The sequence below is a fragment of the Candidatus Cloacimonas sp. genome, assembly GCA_035403355.1.
GTDB lineage: Bacteria > Cloacimonadota > Cloacimonadia > Cloacimonadales > Cloacimonadaceae > Cloacimonas.
The window spans coordinates 1-21,475 of sequence record DAONFA010000017.1 but is presented as its reverse complement, the minus strand read 5'-3'; the positions used below and the strand labels follow the sequence as shown (position 1 = coordinate 21,475).

Annotated in this window: 14 protein-coding genes and 1 tRNA gene; 13 read left to right on the top strand and 2 right to left on the bottom strand. The window is 38.8% G+C overall.

Annotated features, from left to right (window positions below; translation table 11 throughout):
* Positions 1 to 453: 453 nt before the first annotated feature.
* The 11 genes from PLE33_05445 to PLE33_05395 all read left to right on the top strand — a co-directional run bounded on the left by PLE33_05445 (position 454) and on the right by PLE33_05395 (position 16,866).
* Positions 454 to 1,626 carry an efflux RND transporter periplasmic adaptor subunit gene (locus PLE33_05445; protein HPS60688.1) on the top strand — a complete coding sequence of 391 codons (1,173 nt, stop codon included), beginning with the start codon at positions 454 to 456 and terminating at the stop codon, positions 1,624 to 1,626.
* 1 nt (position 1,627) lies between these two features.
* Positions 1,628 to 2,656 (top strand): ATP-binding cassette domain-containing protein, encoded by a 1,029-nt coding sequence (locus tag PLE33_05440; protein HPS60687.1) that lies wholly within the window; start codon positions 1,628 to 1,630, stop codon positions 2,654 to 2,656.
* On the top strand, positions 2,653 to 3,375 hold the full coding sequence (locus PLE33_05435) for an ABC transporter permease subunit (protein HPS60686.1): 723 nt from the start codon (positions 2,653 to 2,655) through the stop codon (positions 3,373 to 3,375). The genes PLE33_05440 and PLE33_05435 overlap by 4 nt, the downstream gene beginning before the upstream one ends.
* Positions 3,376 to 3,377: 2 nt before the next feature.
* Positions 3,378 to 4,952 carry a GldG family protein gene (locus PLE33_05430; protein ID HPS60685.1) on the top strand — a complete coding sequence of 525 codons (1,575 nt, stop codon included), beginning with the start codon at positions 3,378 to 3,380 and terminating at the stop codon, positions 4,950 to 4,952.
* Positions 4,939 to 5,862: a DUF4340 domain-containing protein gene (locus PLE33_05425; protein HPS60684.1), complete on the top strand. Its 924-nt coding sequence runs from the start codon at positions 4,939 to 4,941 to the stop codon at positions 5,860 to 5,862. The genes PLE33_05430 and PLE33_05425 overlap by 14 nt, the downstream gene beginning before the upstream one ends.
* Position 5,863: 1 nt before the next feature.
* On the top strand, positions 5,864 to 6,286 hold the full coding sequence (locus tag PLE33_05420) for a GNAT family N-acetyltransferase (GenBank protein ID HPS60683.1): 423 nt from the start codon (positions 5,864 to 5,866) through the stop codon (positions 6,284 to 6,286).
* 56 nt (positions 6,287 to 6,342) lie between these two features.
* Positions 6,343 to 7,440 (top strand): ATP-dependent 6-phosphofructokinase, encoded by a 1,098-nt coding sequence (locus PLE33_05415; GenBank protein ID HPS60682.1) that lies wholly within the window; start codon positions 6,343 to 6,345, stop codon positions 7,438 to 7,440.
* Positions 7,441 to 7,873: 433 nt separating this feature from the next.
* The gene (tyrS, locus tag PLE33_05410; GenBank protein ID HPS60681.1) at positions 7,874 to 9,076 is read left to right on the top strand and encodes a tyrosine--tRNA ligase; all 1,203 of its coding nucleotides are present in this window, start codon (positions 7,874 to 7,876) and stop codon (positions 9,074 to 9,076) included.
* Positions 9,073 to 9,738: a site-2 protease family protein gene (locus PLE33_05405; GenBank protein HPS60680.1), complete on the top strand. Its 666-nt coding sequence runs from the start codon at positions 9,073 to 9,075 to the stop codon at positions 9,736 to 9,738. Before tyrS ends, PLE33_05405 begins: the two co-directional genes overlap by 4 nt.
* Before the next feature lie 192 nt (positions 9,739 to 9,930).
* Positions 9,931 to 11,352 carry a type I glutamate--ammonia ligase gene (gene glnA / locus PLE33_05400; protein HPS60679.1) on the top strand — a complete coding sequence of 474 codons (1,422 nt, stop codon included), beginning with the start codon at positions 9,931 to 9,933 and terminating at the stop codon, positions 11,350 to 11,352.
* 63 nt (positions 11,353 to 11,415) lie between these two features.
* Entirely contained in the window at positions 11,416 to 16,866 is a 5,451-nt protein-coding gene (locus PLE33_05395; protein ID HPS60678.1) for a C25 family cysteine peptidase, read from the top strand.
* Between the two features lie 164 nt (positions 16,867 to 17,030).
* Here the strand turns inward: PLE33_05395 and PLE33_05390 are convergent, their stop codons facing one another.
* Both PLE33_05390 and PLE33_05385 read right to left on the bottom strand, forming a co-directional pair.
* Positions 17,031 to 18,143: an amidohydrolase gene (locus PLE33_05390; protein ID HPS60677.1), complete on the bottom strand. Its 1,113-nt coding sequence runs from the start codon at positions 18,141 to 18,143 to the stop codon at positions 17,031 to 17,033.
* 2 nt (positions 18,144 to 18,145) lie between these two features.
* Positions 18,146 to 19,126 carry an aspartate-semialdehyde dehydrogenase gene (locus PLE33_05385; GenBank protein ID HPS60676.1) on the bottom strand — a complete coding sequence of 327 codons (981 nt, stop codon included), beginning with the start codon at positions 19,124 to 19,126 and terminating at the stop codon, positions 18,146 to 18,148.
* Positions 19,127 to 19,257: 131 nt separating this feature from the next.
* Between PLE33_05385 and PLE33_05380 the strand changes: the two genes are divergently transcribed.
* Positions 19,258 to 19,333: transfer RNA gene (locus PLE33_05380), tRNA-Arg, on the top strand.
* Positions 19,334 to 19,355: 22 nt separating this feature from the next.
* A complete protein-coding gene (locus PLE33_05375; protein HPS60675.1) occupies positions 19,356 to 21,221 on the top strand; it encodes an RNB domain-containing ribonuclease in 1,866 nt (621 codons plus the stop codon).
* The last annotated feature ends 254 nt before the right edge of the window (positions 21,222 to 21,475 follow it).

Genomic DNA, 21,475 nt, shown 5'->3' with positions numbered 1-21,475 from the left:
CACTAATTTTCGTAAAATCCCTTTTTTTTCATAGCAGGATATAAGTCAACCAAAATTCTATTTTCTTTTTATTTCAGCTTTCCTGAACTACATTGACAGCAGATAATTATATTTACACGGCTCATTATTCCCTGCCAAGCTAAATCTTTTATGCTTCTTGATAACTTCTTTAACGACTCCTTAGCAAAGTAAATGTATCGTTAAAGGAGCGTTAAAGAGTCGTTAAGGAAATGACCTTGTAACAGGTATTTAAACACAATCCACAAGATAATTTTATAAATCCAGATAAGGACCGGAGCAAAGCTTTCATCTTGAAATTTTATTTTGTCCCTCAGCTCTCTTTTCCTATCTACTTCTTAACTTCTTGCTCTCTTGCCCTTTTTTCAGTTGACACAATATTCCCTTTGCCAACTTTTGTTTTACAAATAATAACACATTCAGGAAAAAGGTATTATGCGTAAGAAATGGTGGATTATAGTAGTTATTGCGGTTCTGATCTTGCTCATTTTATTGTCAGTTAAAACCTGCGGTAAGAAAAAGCAACCGGCATCAACAAAGCAAACGGACACGGAAATATATGCTGTAAAGCGGGGAGATATTTCTTCCCGGATAGTGATAACAGGAGAAGTGCAACCGGAAATAGTTGTTTCGTTAAAATCCAAGGTAAGCGGTAAAATCGTTAAGTTTTATGCCGGGGAAAATGATTATGTTACTTCGGGACAAGTAATTGCTGATATTGAGCCGGATTACAATCAGGCAAATACCTTGTTTAACACCAAGGCGATGCTGCAAAAGGCAGAAATGAATCTGGCAAATGCCCGGAAGGATTTGGCAGATAAAACAATCCTGTTGCAAAAGCAGTATATTTCCCAAGATGAATATAATAAAACATCAGATGCCCTTAAAGAAGCAGAAATTGAATATGCTCAAGCCAGCAGTCAATATGAAATGATTCGGGATCTGGATGTTCCAGGAAAAGTTACCCGGGTTTATGCTACTGCCAGTGGAGTTGTTATAGAGCGGAATATTAATGAAGGGGAAATGGTTCAATCCAGTTTAACCAGTTATGGTGAAGGCACTGTGATAATGAAAATTGCCGATTTGAATAAAATGATTGTGAAGAGTAACATCAACGAAGTGGATATTTCCAAGTTTAAACTGAATCAGAAAGCGGAAATTAGCTTGGATGCTCTTCCTTATGAACATTATGAGGGCAAAGTAGTTAAAATTGCTCCTCAGGCAATTGTAGAAAACAATGCCAAGGTTTTTCCCATTGAAATTAATCTTAATGCCAGCGGGAAAATCGTTAAACCCGGGATGACAGCTAATGTAACTATTTTAGCTGATTCCCGAAAAAATGTATTGGTTATTCCCATTAGAGCTGTTTTCAGTAATGATATAAATCAGGATATTGTATATCTGGTTAAAGAGACCAAAAGCCCTGCAAAAGAGACAAATAGCAATAACAAGGGGAAAACTGCTCCCATTCCCAATTATACTGTTACTCCCATTAAACTTGGTACTAATGATTTATTGCAGGTAGAAGTATTGGAAGGATTAAAAGAAGGGGATCAGATTTTACTGAATGAACCGGTTACCAATAATAATAATAACTTAATGATGTAAAATGATCAAGATAGATAAACTAAGCCGCAATTTCGGTTCTCTTAAAGCTGTGGATGAAATCAGTTTCTGTATCAGAGATCAGGAAATAGTCGGATTTTTAGGTCCTAACGGTGCTGGAAAAACTACCACTTTAAGAATGATGGTAGGTTACCTGCAACCAAATTCCGGAAACATAGAAATTGATGGAGTAAGCATTTTTGCCGATCCGCTAAAAGCCAGCAGGCAAATTGGCTATTTACCGGAACAAAATCCTCTTTATGATGATATGACGGTGTTTGAAGCGTTAGCATATTTTGCCTCTTTACGCCGGTTGAAAAGGGATTATTTTCAGGAACGCTTAAAATTCGTAGTAAAAAACTGTGGACTGAAAGAAGTATTATTTCAAAGAATTGGAACTCTTTCCAAGGGCTATAGACAAAGAACAGGTCTGGCACAGGCAATTTTACACGACCCCCGGATTTTAATTCTGGATGAACCAACCTCCGGTCTTGACCCCAATCAAATTATTGAAATTCGTGAACTTATCCGTAACTTGGGGAAAGAAAAAATGGTGTTGCTTTCCAGCCATATTATGCAGGAAGTGCAGGCATTATGTGATAGAGTGGTAATCATTAGTAAAGGTAAAATTATTGTGGATGATGCTATTGAAAAATTGCCCGGTTACCTGAAAAGAAGTAAAATACTCAATCTGGAAGTGCAAGGTGAGAATATAGATTTTTCTGCTTTTTTAGCTTTGCATCCTTCTTTAGAGCTGGAAATCTTATCCCGGGATGAAAACAGCTGTAAAATTGTATTTTATGAAACACCCGAGATAGATTTACGGCAGGAACTTTCACGCTTTATTAGTGACAAGGGTTGGCTGATTTTAGAATTATCCTCCGGCAATATAAGTTTGGAATCTATTTTCTATGAACTTACAGGAGCGGACAGTAGCGAATCTGAACTGTCCGAAAATGCAAATCAGGAAGAAATATCTCCGGTAGAACTAAATGAACCTGATGCAGCAGAAGAAATTAAGGAGCAGAAATGAGAACAGTTTTCACAATTGCCAAAAAGGACTATGAACTTGCCCTGCGTTCTGTTTCCACTTATATTGTCTTTATCCTGTTTTTAGTTATTATCGGTCTCATTTTTTCCAATATGGTGTTTAAAATAGCCAGAGCGGAATTGCGATTTTTATTTGAAATTATCCATATTGTCTTTTTGTTTTATATTCCTGCCATCACTATGGGCAGCATAGCCAAAGAAAGACAGAGCGGAACTTTGGAATTACTATCTACTTTACCGGTAAAACTTTCCTCCATTATCTGGGGAAAAATTCTGGCTGTCTTTTTGCAGATATTAACGATTTTAGTCCTTTCTTTAGTGTTTTTCGGCATAATTGTCATTTTCGGCGAAGGAATTGATTATGGAGCTATTATTTGTGGCTATATCGGGCTTGTTTTTGCCGGTTTGGCATATACTGCTATTGGTGTCTTTGCCTCCAGTTTTCCCAGTAATCAAATTCTTGCTTTTGTGCTTGCGTTGCTTATTTCGGCTGTTTTTTATGTATTGAAATTTATTTTACCCATATTGCCTTTTTCTCTGTTACCGGTTGTGCAATACTTAAGTTTTGATTATCACTTGAGCAGTTTTCTGAAGGGAGTGATAGATACTCGGGATATTCTTTTTTTCCTTGCAGTTACAGTTATTTTTGCTTTGCTGGCTCAGTTTAATTTGCAAAGCAGGAATATGATGCAGGAGCGCTAAAGATGAAACAGCCCAAAAAAACCGGTTCCATATTATCCAACTTGCTGATTAAGCTGGCTTTAATCTTGATGATTTTGCTGATTGGTTCTTATGCTAAAGTCCGATGGGATTTTTCCAGGAATAAGGCATATTCCCTTTCTGCGGTTAGTAAGCAAGCGGTAGGGAAATTGAAAGATAATATGGTAGTTAAATTATATACCAGCAAGGAACTGCCTGCTGAGATGCTGGTTTTAGACCGTTATGTGAAAGACCTTTTAGAAGAATATAAACAAGCCGGGAAAGGAAAATTCCACTACGAAGTAATTAACGGACCTACGCAGGAAGAACTGAAAAACAAAGCTAATCAATTTGGAATCGGAACAATGTATTTCCGCATATTTGAAAATGATAAGACAACTACCAAAGAAATTGTCTATGGGCTCGTTTTTGAATATCAGGGCAATTTTGAATCTATGAATGTGTTGCCTAAAATGCAAAGCCAGCTGGAATATGCAATGACCCTGAAAATACAGAAAATTTCGCGTTATACATTGCCAGATATTTCTGCTTTTGCGGATTCGCTATATTTATTGATGCCTAAACAGAAATATGCTGATGAACTCAGTGCCAATTACAATATCCATTTTACCAATTTAATGGAACCACTGGCACAAACACCGGTGCTGATTTTTCATTCCGGCTATGCTTCTTTATCTCCTGTTCAACTTTACAATCTGGATCAATATATTATGAAAGGCGGTAAACTGGTTGTTTTAGCAGATAAAGTTATTTCAGACGGTGAACGGGTTTGGGAACTGCAGTCCAACTTGTTTGATTTTCTGGAAAACTACGGCATCAAGTTCAGCAGTGACTTAGCTATGGATATTTTTTGCGATTCCAGACAGATGGGTGTGGATACCAATATCTCTTTTCCGATTTATCCTGTTCTGCGAGGTTCAGAACATCCCATTACCCGCAATATTTCCAACATCGTAATTTATATGGGTAACGGCATCATTTTTAACAGAAAGCCCGGTTTGAAATTCCAAGCGATATTAGCTACTTCTACCAAAAGCGCTCTTTTGGAAGGACCCGATTATCAATTGGATTCCCGTTTGTTTTTACATCCCGATCCGGATGTATTTCAAAATCCTCCTATTCCGCTTGGAGCAATTGTGGAAGGTAAATTTACCAGCTATTTTACCGATAAGCCCGAATCCCGCAATCCCGGTTTCGTTTCTACCGTTCAGGATGGTAAGATAGTTGTTTTCGGAGATCGGGAACTTTATGTTGATTCCGATAAACCTATTTATGATAACCGCTTTCAGCTTATTCTTAATGCTGTGGACTGGCTGATGGAACGCAATGATATGCTTAGTATCAGGTCTCGGCATTTGCAGGAAAGTATTCTGGATATTCCTTATTATATTAATAAGAAAGAACTTGCCTGGGGTGATCCGGCAAAAACGGAACAAAGAATAAAACTGGGAATAAAACTTACTGCAACTATCTTACCGTCCTTAATTCTTATTGCCATTGGCGGCATAATTGCGCTAAATCGTAAACGCACTATAGGGCTACAAGATGAAGAGGTCTAAACTAATTTTACTGCTGTTGTTAATTATCTTAATCGGATTATATTTTCTGTTAAGAACTACCAGTCCAAGAGAAAAACTGGCTCCTGTTTTTGCTTTGGATACTTTGGCAATTAAACGGATTGAGATTTTTGATGCGCAGGATACTTTAAGAATGGTTAAACAAAAGAATATTTGGAGGTTGGAATACCCTGTCCATTGGGAAGCGGATAGCTTAAAAATTCACGATCTTTTCAGAGAGGTGATTACCGCTAAGTATGCTACAACTCCAATGGGAACAGGTAAAGAAGCGATTGAAAAGTTTCATCAGAAAGATGAAGAGGCATTGCATATAATTGTAAGTGACGGGCACAAAAGCATTCATACTCTGTTCAGCAATCTGAACAATCCCTATGATTATTTTCGCTATGCCGGTTCCACCAAAATTTATCAGCTGAAAGCTAAAGTTACTAATAATTACAACGCGGAATTAGCTAATTGGCGTTCTCCTCATATTGTTAGCCATAAAGAGAATGAGCTGCTTAAAATTGAAGTTACTCATCCGAAAAATAAATATACTCTTACCCGAGAGGGTTACCAATGGACCTATCACGATGCCCATCAGGAATTTAATATTTATCCGGCAAACAGAGCAATGATTAAAATTCTTAATGTTCTGGAGAATCTGCAAACCTATATCTTTGTAGATAATGCCCAAGCTGAATATGCTGAGAAATTTAAGCAGCCCTATTGCACGGTTAAGCTATATTTAACTAATAATCGGCTGCAGGAATTGAAATTTATTGACTATACCCAAGGGCATTATCTGATGATGGTAGATAACGATCCCAAGGTGTTATTTGTAGTAGTTTGGGATACCGTTTTTCGTTTCACGCGTCATCCCGATATTTTTAAAATGCAGGAACTGGGCTGAGATGATTACCGTTAAAAGAACTAAACAGCTAAATGACGAACTTTTTCTGCAGGTCTCCCGGCTTTGGGAGAGAACAGGAATCAGCAATCCGGAGCGTAAAGATTCCTTAAAAACCGTGCAAGATAATCTGAGCGAAACAGGAGTATTAATTTTAGCGGAAGAGGATGAAAATGTTGTTGGAACTGTATGGATAACTAATGATTCCCGCCGTCTTTACATTCATCACATGGCTGTTCTACCCGAAAAACAAAATCAAGGTATTGGAACTAAGCTTATGGAAGAATGTATTGCCCTGGCAAACGAAATTGGCTATCAACTAAAACTGGAAGTAAATGTAAATAATCCCGCTGCCTGGCATCTTTACGAAAAATTCGGCTTTAAAGAACTTTCCGGCTACAGAGTATTGATTAAAAGGGATATATAATCAACCGAAAATACCTCAAACCTGGTTTGGGTGTTTCCTGAAAAAAAGGCGGAATTATGAAAAAACGACTACTTGTTGCAACCGGCGGAGGTGATTGTCCTGGACTCAATGCTGTTATTAGAGCTATCGTAAAAAGAGCGTCTCTGGAACATAATTGGGAGGTCTTAGGAAGCATTGATGCCTTCAATGGCGTTTTACGAGACCCGATGCATATTGTGGAACTAACTCCTGAAAGAGTTGTCGGAATTCATGTTCAGGGGGGAACAATAATCGGAACTACCAATATAGGCGGTCCTTTTAACTGGCCTATAAAAAATTCTGACGGAACCTGGACTACCGTAGATCGCTCCCAAGATTTTTTAGAACGCCTTCGTTACCAAAATATTGAAGCACTAATCAATATCGGAGGAGATGGATCACAACGCATTTCTCAACAGCTTTTTGAATTGGGTTGTCCGGTTATCGGAGTTCCCAAAACTATTGATAACGATCTTTCCGCTACGGATTTTACCTTTGGTTTTCAAACCGCAGTGGATATTGCTACCGATGCTGTGGATAAACTTGTTACTACTGCAGCCAGCCATCATCGTATTTTAATTTTGGAAGTTATGGGCCGTTTTGCCGGATGGATTGCTCTCCATTCTGCAATTGCAGGTGGGGCAGAGGTTTGCCTCATTCCGGAAATTCCTTATAATATCAATAACATTATGCAAGCCATCAATGAACGGGTTGATAGAGGACACGATTTTGCTAATATTGTAATTGCCGAAGGAGCCAGACCTGTTGATGGAGAAATGATTTATATTGAGAGTGACGAACCGGGCGCAATGAAAATAAAATTGGGAGGAGCCGGTTTGCGTTTGGCTCAAGAACTTAAAAATGCCGGCTGCACAATTGATATTCGGGTAACTATTTTAGGGCATTTACAACGAGGTGGAACTCCCAATGCCTTTGATAGAATACTGGCTTCCCAGTTTGGGGTGAAAGCAGTGGAATTGGTTTTAGAAGAAAAATGGGGTTCTATGGTCGCTTATCGTCATCCCGATATTGTTGCTGTCCCTTTAACCGAAGCCATTGAAAAATATAATTACATTGATGTAAATTCCGATCTTGTTGCTACTGCAAGGGGGTTGGGAATCTCTTTGGGGGATTGAAAGTTTTAGCTCTCACAGATTTCACGGATTACACAGATTTAATAGGTGAGGGATGAACAGGATTTTGGATGAATAGGCAGGGGATGAACAGGATTCAAGGGATTTTAGGGATTTTTTGTTTATTTTAGGTGCTTCCGGTTTTTGGGTTGACCGGGAGGTCAACCTTCCGGTTTGTGGTTGATGAGGACATCAACCATCCGGTTTTTTTGGTTGACCGGGAGGTCAACCTTCCGATTTTGTGGTTGACCGGGATGTCAACCTTCCGAGTTTTTGGTTGACCGGGAGGTCAACCTTCCGGTGGTCTCAACCTTTTTTAACGAGGGATTTACGCTGCGTCTAATACCTTTTTCTAATACTGTTTTCCACCTTGACAAATATTGGCTTCTCCGTTCCTGTCCCCAAATAAGTAATATATTGAAAACAGGATGATTAAATGGCTTACGAACAAGAATTGAAATTAATCAGCAGAGGTGTGGATGAAATAATAACTCTGGAAGAACTGAAAGCTAAATTTGCCAAAGCAGAAAAGACGGGCAATCCGCTTAGAATAAAATACGGTATTGATCCTACAGGTTGTGATGTGCATTTGGGACATTTAGTCCCTATTCGGAAGATGCGTCAATTTCAGGATTTAGGTCATATCGGAGTAATTATTATCGGAGATTTTACTGCTCAAATTGGTGATCCTACAGGCAGGGATGAAAGCCGTCCTCCCTTAACAGCTGAACAAGTGAAAAAAAACAGCGAACGATTTATGGAGCAATTATTTACAGTGCTTAAACCGGAGCAAACGGAAGTTCGTTATCAAAGTGAATGGTTTAAAAATATGGGGATGAGCGAAGTAATTAAATTGATGGGAAAGTTTACCTTAGCTCAATTTATGGCACATCAAACTTTTCGTCAGCGTTATGAACAGGGTTTAGCTTTGGGAATGCATGAACTTCTGTATCCTGTTTTGCAGGGTTATGATTCCGTTGCCATTAATAGCGATGTTGAACTCGGGGCTACGGAACAAAAATTCAATATTCTCTGTGGAAGAGATATGCAACACCATTTTGGCTTGGAAGAACAGGTTGCTATCCTATCTCCTATTCTAATTGGAACGGATGGCGTGAATAAAATGGGCAAATCACTTAATAACTATATTGCCGTATTTGATTCTCCCAAAGAAAAATACGGCAAGGTGATGTCCATTCCGGATAATATAATTTTGAACTATTTCTATTATGCTACAACCCTGCCCGAAGAAGAAATTGAAAAAATTAAAAAAGAACTGGAATCCGGAACTAACCCAATGCTGATTAAAAAACGCTTAGCCAGGGAAATCGTTACATTATATCATAGTGCAGAAGAGGCAAGTGAGGCAGAACTTGCTTTTGAAAAACAATTTTCCTTCAAGGAAATTCCCTCTGATATACCCGATTTTGCTGTTCACGAAAGTAGCTGCAAATTGTCCAAGCTTTTGGTGGATAGTGGAATATGTGCAACTAACGGTGAAGCCAAACGACTTATTCAAAGCGGAGCTGTATCCTTAAACGGAGAAAAGGTTACTGCCTTTGATACTGTAGTTAATCTTAAAAACGGAGATATCATTCGCGCCGGAAAACGGAATTACATAAAGATAAAGAAGATATGAAAAGTCCTAATATACCTCAGCTTCTGCTAAATGCGGTAGTAATTGTTCTGGTTTTTTACAGCATTATTATCCATGAATTCTGCCACTCTCTAATGGCATACTGGCTGGGTGATGATTCTGCTAAAAGAGCAGGGCGTTTAACATTGAATCCCTTGAAACACATTGATTGGTTTGGAACTGTGATCTTGCCGTTATTTTTATATTTAACAGCTGGTTTCATATATGGTTATGCTAAGCCGGTTCCTTTCAATCCTCATAATTTCAAAAATTATAAAAGAGATTCCGGATTAACAGGATTGGCAGGACCTCTTGCCAATTTTCTGCTGGCAATCTTTTTTGCCCTGATCTTTCATCTATGCGGTTTTTCGGTTTTAATCCAATATATTTGTTTCTTTGTAATCTACCTTAATCTCCTGCTTGCTTTTTTTAATCTGATTCCGGTGCCCCCTTTGGACGGCTCAAAAGTAATTGGAATGTTTTTAACTGATCAGGCATATTATAAATGGACGATGCAGGAACGCAAAGGAATGATGTATTTATTTGCATTTATTATAATTACTACTTTGCTGGGTTGGAATATTATTGGGAAAATCATTATTCCACCGGTAAATTTCGTAATGCAAATAATGGGAGTGCAGCTACAAAATATTGCCTCATTGTGATGAACCGGAGGAAAAGGATTTTGGGGACTAAAAATAACGCCGGAAACCGAAATGTTGAAGTCCTCGTAAATTCCAGCAACAGATGTCTGAAGTTACTTAATAGAAAACTGGATAGCCCGGTTTATAGGAAAAACGACAAGATGTCGTTTTCCAGCTAAAAAAGAATTAAATAAAAGAATAAGGAGAACTAAAATGGAACTGAAGGAATTACAACAGATGATCCAGGCAAATAAAGTGAAAGCCATAGACCTTAAATATTGCGGTTTGGATGGCAAATGGTATCATATTACTTTTCCAGCGCGGAATATAGCGGAAGTGATGGAAATTGGAATACCCTTTGACGGTTCTTCCATTCCTGGAATGAGAAGTGTGGAAAGTGGCGATATGGTTTTAATGCCTGATGCCGAAACAGCTCATCTTGATTCGTTTTATGAGACCCCAACACTGAGAATGCTATGTTCAATTTGTGATGCGGACACCCGGATCGGAGTAAAAAAAGACCCTCGCAGTGTTGCTCTCAGGGCTCATCAATATTTGCTTTCCACAGGCATAGCCGATATGTCCACTTGGATACCGGAACTGGAATTTCATCTTTTTGATTCCGTTCAATATTACTCTGATTCTTATTCCGCAGGTTATAATATAACCTCCAGTGAATGCAAAGAAGCTCTTCCGGAGGAAAATGAAGACCTGGATGCGCTTTCTATGCAAGGGATGAAGGGTTATCATATAGATACCCCTTTTGATCAGTTCTATGAAATTCGGCAAAAAATTGTGGAACTTATTGAAGAGCAGGATATTAAAGTTCGTTATCATCATCATGAAGTTGGTCTTTCTGCGCAGGAAGAAATAGAAACGGAACTGCTTGCCTTTCCCCGAATTTGTGATGATGTAATGATTATGAAGGATATTATTCGCAGAACCGCTTTGCAATATGGGCTTACGGCAACTTTTATGCCTAAACCGGTTTTTGGCAATGCCGGAAACGGAATGCACTTTCATATTATGCTGCATAAAGACGGGAAAAACCTGTTCTATAAAAAAGGTGGCTATGCAGACCTCTCCGAAGAAGCAGTTTGGTTTATTGGGGGAATTTTAATTCACGGTCGTGCCTTAGTTGCTCTCACCAATCCTTCAACCAATAGTTTCAAACGACTGCTGCCTGGTTTTGAAGCACCGGTAAAATTATTCTATGGTCTTGCCAATCGTAGTGCCGCTATCAGGATTCCCAAATATGCTAATACACCTGAAACAAAACGCTTTGAATTTAGAACCGGTGACGGAACCTGCAATCCTTACCTGGCGATGAGTGCAATTTTATTAGCTGGCTTGGATGGTATTAAAAATCGGGTTGATCCTGCCAAATATAATCTGGGTCCTTATGATGATAATGTTTTTGCCTGGAGTGAAGATAAAAAAGCACAATTGCTTTCTATTCCTGCCAATCTTGCAGAAGCACTGCAGGCACTGAAAGATGACCACCAATTTTTACTGGAAGGAAATGTTTTTAACGAGGACTTGATTGAAAGCCATATTGAAATAAAAATGAAGGAATTTGAGGCAATTTCAGCGCGTCCCCATCCTCAGGAGTTTATGCTATACTATAATCTTTGATATTCATTGGAATAATTTTTGCTTCATTTAGGAACTATCCTATCCGTATATAAAGGAAGTCCAATGAAGAGAAATATTATCCTGATAATGGCATTGCTGGCATTAAGCATCGCTTATGCCGATAGAGAAAATGACCTGCCGGCTAATTTAAATTCCGCTTTCACTTTGGGAGTTAAAAACAGCTCTTATCTGCAAGTAAATTTTACTTTACCGGAATATACCTTGCAGGAAGAAACACAAGGTGAAACGGTTTACCGGAAAATAGAGCTCCCTCTTTCCGGAACCCTGTTAGATTCCGGAATGCCGGAATTACCTGTAATTTGCACTTCCATAGCCATTCCCTGTAAAGGAACCGTAAATTTTGAAGTGCTTACTACCCGACAAACCGTTATTCCCGATTTTCTTCCCTATCCCGTGCAACAGGGAAATAATTTGGAAAGCCCCAAGAGCTTTGTAATAAACAATAGTTATTATAATAGCGGAGGCACCTATCCCGAAACCCTGATGGAAATTAGTGAACCAAGTATTTTAAGGGACTTTCGGATTATTACTATCCAAATAAATCCTTTCGCTTACAATGCTCAAAGTGGAGATTTAACAGTTTATCAAGATATCTCCTTCCGGTTGAATTTTACAGATGAACAGGGAATAAATGAACTGGTAAGTGAACCGACAAATATTTCCGCCAGTTTTGCCAAGATTTATGAATCCATAATATTGAACTTCAATGATTACCGTAATACAATGGTAGCTAATACTCCACCCCGCTATTTAATTATTTATGGTAACAACACCGATACGAATTTTGCCAATGCCCTGAATGAGTATGTGCTCTGGAAAAAACAGAAAGGTGCGGATGTAATGGTTGCCAGCACTGCTACCAGCGAAGCAGGAAATTCCACTACCAGCATAAAAAATTATATCCAAAATAAATATAATAATGTTGAAACCCGTCCTGATTTTGTTGTTTTTATAGGTGATACAGTAGGCAGTTATACAATTCCTTATTATACTCAATCCAGTGGAGCAACGGACTATAATTATACTTTTTTGGCAGGGACCGATCAATTGGGCGATTGTTTTATCGGGCGTATTTCAGTTGAGAACTTATCGCAGTTTCTGGTAGTTCTAAATAAAATTTATCTTTATGAACGCGATATTAATATAGCTAATGCCAGTTGGTTAAATAGAATGATGCTTTCGGGAGATAATTCTCCATCCGGGATTTCTACGATGTATATTCAAAAGTATATCAAGGAAATGAGTTTACTTACCAATCCTGATTATACTTTTACAGAGGATTATGGTTCTTCTCCTAACTACTCAATTATTAATCAGACCCTAAATCAGGGAGTGGGCTTTTATAGTTTCAGAGGTTATATTGATTGGGTCCCACCTGACGAATCCTCTCTATACAATGGTTATAAACTATTTCATGCCGTAAATATTACCTGTGGTACCAATAATTACAATTCCACCGGAGAAGTGGAAGGAATGGTCCGCTATGGAACTATTGCAGCTCCCAAGGGTGCAGTAACCGGAATAGGAATGTGTACCTCCAGCACGCATACTACCTTCAATAATGCTATCCACGGAGGAATCTTTGCCGGAATTTTTGCTTATGAAATGCGATCTATGGGTGAAGCATTATTAAACGGGCGTTTATATTTAAATCAGCTTTTTGGTGTTTCCTCACCGAGTGATGCAATTGATTTTGCTGCCTGGTGTAATTTGATGGGTGATCCCACGATGGAGGTCTTTACTGGAATCCCGTCTCAATTTAATGTAGTTGCAGAAACTTCCATTCCTTTAGGTTTAAGTTTATACGATGTAGCAGTTCATGATAATACGGGAAATCCTGTAGAAGGTGCAGCAGTAGTTTTAAATATGGGAGGTATTATTTTAGCCCGCAATTATACGGGAGCTGATGGAACAGCTATTTTAGTTCTTCCTTCCGATATGCTTGCCGGAAATGCAACTTTAACAGTTAGTAAACATAATTTTAAGCCCAGTCAAATGATAATTCCTGTGCAAAGTATTGCTACTCTGGTTCCTGGAAGTATAGCAATTGATGATGATAGCATAGCTCCTTCGCAAGGTAATGGAAATGCAATTGCCGGAAGCGGAGAAACAATTGAATTGAATATTGGTTTAACCAATACGGGAATGAGTGTTATCAGTGGAATAACCGGCACAATCAGTTCCAACAGCCCATATATTACAATAGCAGATTCCCTTATTAGCTATCCTGCAATATCAGGTGGACAGTCAGGAGTAAACACTTTACCAATAGTTATTCAGATAGCCCCTAATACTCCTCATCAAACAATGTTGCGGTTATATTTGAACCTGAGTGATGCCAATTCTACATTGTATCATATTTCCGAATTTATTTCTGTGGAAGCGCCCTTTGTAGAATTTGGTTCCTACCTGGTAATAGATAGTAATAATCAACATCTTGATCCGGGAGAAACAGCAGAATTCAGTATTACGGTTAAAAATACCGGAACCGTAGAAGCAGAGAATATTATGGGCATTTTATATACCCAGAATGACTTAGTTGGAGTTAGTGATGCCGATGCCGAATTCGGTAATTTACCTACGGGAGTTCAGGTTACTTGTGGAACTAATCGTTTTGCTCTTATTGCCCGACCGGAAGTTTTACCCGGAATGATTATTCCTATGCGCCTTAAGCTATACAATGCCAATGGTTTTGAACAATATTTGGATTTTTCATTTACGGTAGGGTTGGTATCTCAACACGATCCTCTTGGTCCTGATACTTATGGCTATGTAATTTATGATTGGTCAGATACTAATTATGCCGAAGCCGCGGTTTATGACTGGATTGAGATTTCGCCTTTGGAAGGTGGTTTGGGAACTACCTTAGCTATTTCTGATGGTTTCAATAGTAATAATGAAGGCGATCAAGTTGGTTCTGATGCTTTGGAAGTTGTATCCTTACCTTTTCCTTTTCAGTTTTATGGCATCCTCTACAATCAAATAACTGTCTGTTCCAATGGTTTTATTGCTATGGGGGTTACTGCCAATGCGGAATTTAGGAATTACCGGATACCCGGTCCTATGGGTCCCAATCCTATGATTGCTCCCTTCTGGGATGATTTGGCAACTGCAACAGGGAGTGGAATTTATACCTGGTTTGACCGTAATCATCATTCCTTTATAATAGAATGGTATAAACTGAAAAATGGCAATGGGGGAACTGCCTTAGAAACTTTCCAGTGTATTTTATACGACCAGGCAGCTTATCCTACAAGTTTTGGAGACGGACCTATCAAATTCCAATATCAAACATTCAATAATATTGATTCTCAATCCGGAAACAGACACGGTAACTATTGCACTATCGGAATTGAAGATCATACAGGGCAAGTGGGTTTGGAATATACTTTTAATAATAGCTATCCTACTGCTGCAGCTCCCTTAAGTAACGGTAAGGCATTATTTATTACCAATGTTCCCATCTATCATTCATCTGCTCATCTAATTTTGGAAGCAACTTATATCACTGATTCCAATATGAATGGAATCTGCGAACCAAGTGAAATTGTGGAAGTGGGAACGAAAATCCAAAATGCCGGGAATCTTACGGCAGAAAATGTAATTGGACAAATCAGCACTACTAATCAATATGTAACAATAACCAATGCCGTTGCTGAATATTATCCTCTTGAACCAGGAATGGATGGTGTAAATAAACAGCCCTTCACTTTCACCATTGCCGGAAACTGTCCCGATGCCCAAGTAGTAAATTTTGACCTGTTAATTACAGCCGGAGAAATGCAATGGACACGCTATTTCAGTTTACAGGTTTCCGCCTCCTGTTTAAGTTATAATTCCTATTTTATAGATGACCACCTGGGAACTTATGATGGAATAATAACTGCCGGAGAACCATTTAACCTGATAGTTAATCTGGAAAATACCGCTGCTGTAAAGGCAACGGATATTCAGGCAACATTAAGTTCTTCTCTGCAGCAGGTTTTGATAGAGAATCCGATTATTGCAGTGGAGGCAATCGGACCAAACGAAATCTATCAGACCTCTTTCTCCATCAATACTACATCGCTGGAGCCCTCTATTACGCAAATTCCCTTTATATTTACTGCTATGGCAGCTAATGGAAGCTCCACCAGTACTACTTTTAATATTAATTACAATAATGCAGGTGTGTTTCAGGATTTTGAGCTGAATAACGGTTTATTCAGTTCTGAAACAGGTTGGACATGGGGAACTCCCGTTCAAGTAACTCCTTATTCCGGAACTAAGGTTTGGGCAACGAATTTAGGCGGAACTTATCCTGATCTTGTTACTTACAATCTTTATTCTCCAAAGTTTTTATTAGGGGAAAACAGTCAGTTGCAGTTTATGCATTATTATTCCTGTGAATATGGTTATGATGGAGGCAATGTAGCAATTTCCACCAATAACGGAAATGCCTGGAATTTGCTATATCCGGTAAATGGTTATAACGGAAATTCTTTAAACGGATTGAATGGGGAACAGGGTTGGACAGGAAATTCCAGCGGTTGGCTGTCTGCAAGCTTTGACCTTACTCAATATGCAGGGCAGAATGTGATGTTCCGTTTTCGTTTTGGCTCAGATGGGGCAACAGGAGGGGTAGGATGGTTTATAGACAATTTTAACCTCAACAATGTAATTATGAAAACAGGTTATCTATATGGCGTTGTTTTTCCCAGTTCGGGTCTTGATCCCTCAATGGCAACTCTTAAATCTAATCAACGATTTACCTGTAATCCGGATTCCGAAGGTAATTTTATTCTCTTTTTACCCAATGGAATTCATACGGTAACTGCTACTATGCCATATCATCAATCATCAACTTTAACTTCCATTATTATCACTCCGGAAAATCCTGTGCATTATACAGAATTTACCCTGATAGATTTACCTCAACCACAAAGCATTAACTATACGGGAGATAATGAAACAGGTGATTTGTATATCTATTGGAATGCACCGGAGGATACTGTTTTACCTATAGTGGGTTTTAAAGTATATCGCAAATTCAATACTGATCAATTTTACCTTGTTCAGGATTCCCCAGAGACCTTTTATCACGAAGTGCTCACTTTGTATGGGCAATATAAATTCTATATCGTAGTTAAATATCAGAATGCGGATGGAACACCAAGCCCGATATTAAATATAGCTTTACCTTATGAAGGAAATCAGGGTAATGAAATTCCCGTTTTAGTAACCAAACTCAACGCAAATTATCCCAATCCTTTTAATCCTACTACTACTATTTCTTTCACGCTTGCCAAACCCGGTAAGACCTCTTTAGTTATTTATAACCTTAAAGGGCAAGTGGTAAAAAGTTTAGTAAATAAGGATTTACCTTCGGGAATGCATACCTTGGTTTGGAACGGAAAAGATGAAAATGAACGCAGTGTTGCCTCCGGAGTATATTTCTACCGCTTACAGAGCAGAAACTATCAGGCAACCCATAAAATGCTGCTGATGAAATAAGGTGATTACGGGATGGTTGATGTCCTCATCAACCTCCACAAAATACAGGAGTTCTTTCTGCTGAATAACTTAAATTCTATCTGCAAAGTTATTCAGCAGTATGGACTCCTGATAAAATTCCTTGTATTCCTTTAATCCTAAAATCCTTGTTACCAATTTAAACCCTATTCCAGGAAAGCCCTCAAAATTTTTATCCCTGTTTCCAGGCATTCATCCTTAGGCAGGAATTGATCCGAATGCAAAGGATAGGGACATCCACTACCCAGCCAAAAAAGCAATCCGGGATATAAAGTTGTGAAATAACCAAAGTCCTCTCCCGTCATAGCTATCTCTGCAGGGAGAAAGTTTATTTTCAGCTGCAGGCAAATATACTGTAATCGCTTAACTAATTCCGGATTATTGATCACGGGATCGTAGGAAGCAAGAAATATAGCTTCGCCTTTGGTTTTCGTTTTCGCCGCTACCAGATTTGTGGTCTCTTCTATGATGCCATTTATTTTTTGACTTGTTTTTCGGGAAAGAGAACGATGAGTTCCTTCCAAAACACATTTATCGGCAATAATATTACGAATGGTGCCGGCGGTCATTTTACCGATATGAAAAATGATGCGTTCCTGTTTTTTGAATTCAGCCAGCTTTCGCTGAATAGTATTCATAAACATAATTCCGGCTGAGAGGGCATCAATTCCTTTTTCGGGGAAGGCAATATGAGCTGCTTTTCCGTAAAAACAAACATTGAATTCCTGCGGAACAGCAAAAAAGATACCTTCCCTGGTGGAAACTGTGCCCACAGGAAGGTCGCTGCCTATATGCAAAGCGATAGCGGAATCAACTTCAAACTTTTGCAAAATACCTTCCGCAAGAACACTTTGAGCTCCACCTTCACCTTCTTCTGCCGGCTGAAAAAGAAATAGCAGATTACGCTTCGGCAAGGAAGATGCAACTGATTGAATTAAACCGAGCAAAATGCTTAAATGGACATCGTGTCCACAGGCATGCATCAAACCGGAATGTTCCGAAGCATAATCAACCCCCGTTTTTTCCCAAACAGGCAAACCATCCATATCGGCTCTAAATAAAATGTATGGCTCATTGGTAATAGTATATTCTAAAAGTAAACCGGGACTATTTTGAAAATAATGTAATTTCCAAATATGCTTTGATTGCTTTTCAAGAATTTCCCGGATGCTTTCTTCCAGCAAAGCTTTGGTCTTAAATTCCTGAAAAGCCAGTTCCGGAATGCGATGCAGTTTATGCCGCAATTCAATAATATCCATCTTTATAAACGACCGGCATATTTTGCGTGAGTTATTAAGATATTAACTGCATTCGCTGCAGCGCCTAAACGAACATTATGGCCTACATTCCAGAAATTCAGGGATTTTTCATCGGTTCCAGAACGCAATCTGCATATATGCGAGTCATTGGAAGAGCCCAAATCCAGAGGAGTAATATAGGTATTGGGATAATAGACAATACGGGGAGAATTTTGTAATGTCTTTTCTGCCTTGGGGATATCTACCTCTTTTTCAAATTCTGCATATACTGCAACGCTATGTCCATAAATAACTGGAACGCGAACTGTTGTAGCGCTAACAAGCAAATCCCACTTATTCAGTATCTTACGACTTTCAAAGTGCATTTTCTCTTCTTCCTGACAATATCCGCTATCTAAAATACCCCCTATTTGAGGAATAACATTCAAATCTATCAGATGAGGATAAATACCCTTATCCTTTTTCCCTTTGCGTTGATTTAACAAAGTTACAATGCCCTGATGTCCACTTCCGGAAACTGATTGATAGGTAGAGACAATCAGTTTTTTCAGGCAAAAGAGTTTATCTAAAACAGCCAAGGGTAAGATAATCTGGATGGTTGAACAATTAGGATTGGCAACTATGCCACTATAGCTTAAAAGTAATTCTCCATTCACTTCCGGAACGACAAGAGGAATATTGGGCTCTCTTCTAAAACCGGAAGAGTTATCTATTACTATTTCAGATGCTTGAGCGGAAATGGGGGCATAAGTTTTGGCAACCCCAGCTCCAGCTGAAAATAGAACATAGTCATAATGTTTCAATAACGAATCCTCTTTCAGTTCCTGTACTTTTAAAGGTTGATCGGTATAATACAGAACAGTTCCTGCAGACCTTTTGGAAGCATATAAATCCACTTCGGAAATAGTTAAATTGCTTTCCTCCAGGCAGGTAATCATCATTCTGCCTACTTCACCTGTTGCACCAACGATTGCTATTTTCATTTTCTCTTTTTTCCTTTTTTTCCGTATATTAGCTACAATGCTAAGAACTCTCATTTTTTTAAATAGCGATTGGCTGTCAATGTAAACTTGACAAAAAAGCCCACTGTCAAGATTGGTAAATAAAAAAATGCGCCCCAGTAGCTCAGTGGATAGAGCAGCGGTTTCCTAAACCGTTGGTCGGATGTTCAAGTCATCTCTGGGGCGCCAATAAAAATAGTGAGATAACAAATTGGCAGATATACCATTACCTACTTTTGTTGCCTATTACGAGAAGGGAATTCTTAAGTTTGGCTACTTGAATGCTTTAAAAAATAGCTATTATCAGGTTATAACGGAGGAGGGAATTCTCATTGTTTTTTCTGCTGCCCGTTTTGTTCTACAAGGCAGAGAAAAACATCCGGAAAGTGAGCCGGTTAAGGGAATACAAGCTTTCCGCAAAGAGGTCTATAATTACGCAGAGCAATTTGAAGAATCCGCTTTTAGTTTCTTGGCAGAAAGCGAATTTACTCTTCAGGAAATTGCTGAGAAACTAAAGCTGCAAGATGATATCCGGATTTTTGCTCTCTATCTATATTTGCATAACGCTCCAGATAAAATAAGCTGCAAAAAAGATAAATACCGGTTAAAAACACTGACGGAATCCCTTCTCTATAAACAAAAGCTGGAAAAACAGCAAGAAGAACAGCAGTTTTTACAGGATATTGATGCCTGGCTGAAAGGAGCCGATTTAAGCAAGGAGAATCAACATCAGCTTTATTGCTGGTTACCGAAACTGCAAACGGATAAGAAACCCCAAAAGTTACTGGAACTAATCTCTGCCCGATTTCCTCAATTCAATCAGGAGGAAGCAATTTTGCAGTTTCGGAAATTCTGTGGAGAAACACCTGAAGATATTGATCCTGTTATTGCCGGTGCGGGAATTCCTGTTGGCTTTTCCGCTTTGCTATGTAGTGAAGAACTTTTGCCTTGGGATAAAACAAGACCTTTGGCAAAAGCTTTTTGCATAGATGATGAGACCACCAAGGATTTTGATGATGCAATCTATCTTACCCGCGAGGGTTCTTTTTGGAAATTACATCTCTATGTTAGTGCGGTTGCAGAACGGCTTAATTTACAGGGAGGACTTTTTGCCCAAGCTCAAAAAAGGGTCTCTTCTCTATATACTGCAAATGCAGTGATTCCTCTTTTTCCTTTCCCTTATTCTGAACAAGAATTTAGCTTAATTCAAAATAGCGAACATCCTGTGCTTGCGTTAACTATTTGGTTAGATGATAATTATACATTGCAGCATTACGAAATTACAAGAATGAATGTAGCCATAGAAACTAATTTCAGTTATCAGGAAGTGGATAAACAAATAGCCCGAGAGCTTTTTTCACCTCTAAATCGGATGAGTATTGAGCTGGCACAAAAAAGAGGAGCAAATTCCCTTACCGAAAACGGACGCTACTATTATTACATTACAGCTACGGAACAGGGCTTGGAAGCGAAATGTGTGGATACTCAAAGTCCAGCCAGAAAAATTGTGGAAGAACTAATGATTCTGTATAATTCCTGCCTGGCAGATTTTTCCTTAAAACATAATATACCTGTAATTTACCGCAATATAAGCCAACATACAGATTCTAATGATAATACGCTATCCCTTCAGGCATATTTATCCACGGAACCGGAATTTCATCCCGGCATTGGGGTATCTGCCTATCTGCATTCAACTTCTCCCATAAGACGCTATGTGGATTTAGTTAATCAAATGCAAATTACAGCAATTTTACAGGGGAAAAAACCTCCCTTCAGTAAGGAAGAATTGGAAAAAGATATTCCCTGCCTGGAAAAACAACTGCAATATATTAAAGAAATAGCTCATAAAAGTGAACGCTATTGGGTGTTGAAATATTTACAGCAAAGCTGGATCAACATCCCTCTGGAAACATATTTTAGAAAAGGACTCAATGGCTATTTGCGGTTGGAACTTATTCCCTGGGGATTTGTAATTACTGCTAAAAGCGAAAGCTACCCGGCAACAGAAAGAGGCAAAGTTATTATTTACAAAATAGATATGGATAAGGGAATAGCGTGGGTGGATATAATATAAAACGCACGCAGATAAAAAAGAATAGCTCTCACAGATTACACAGATTTCACAGATAAAAAAAGAATGGCTCTCACAGATTTCACAGATTACGCAGATAAAAAATCCGGAGGGTTGGCGTCCTCGCCAACCAAAAAGAGTAGGAGGGTTGGCGTCCTCGCCAACCAAAAAAAGGAGGGTTGGCGTCCTCATCAACCAAAAAAATAGGTATGGGATGAACAGGATAAAAGGGATTTTAGGGATAAAAAAGAGCGCAC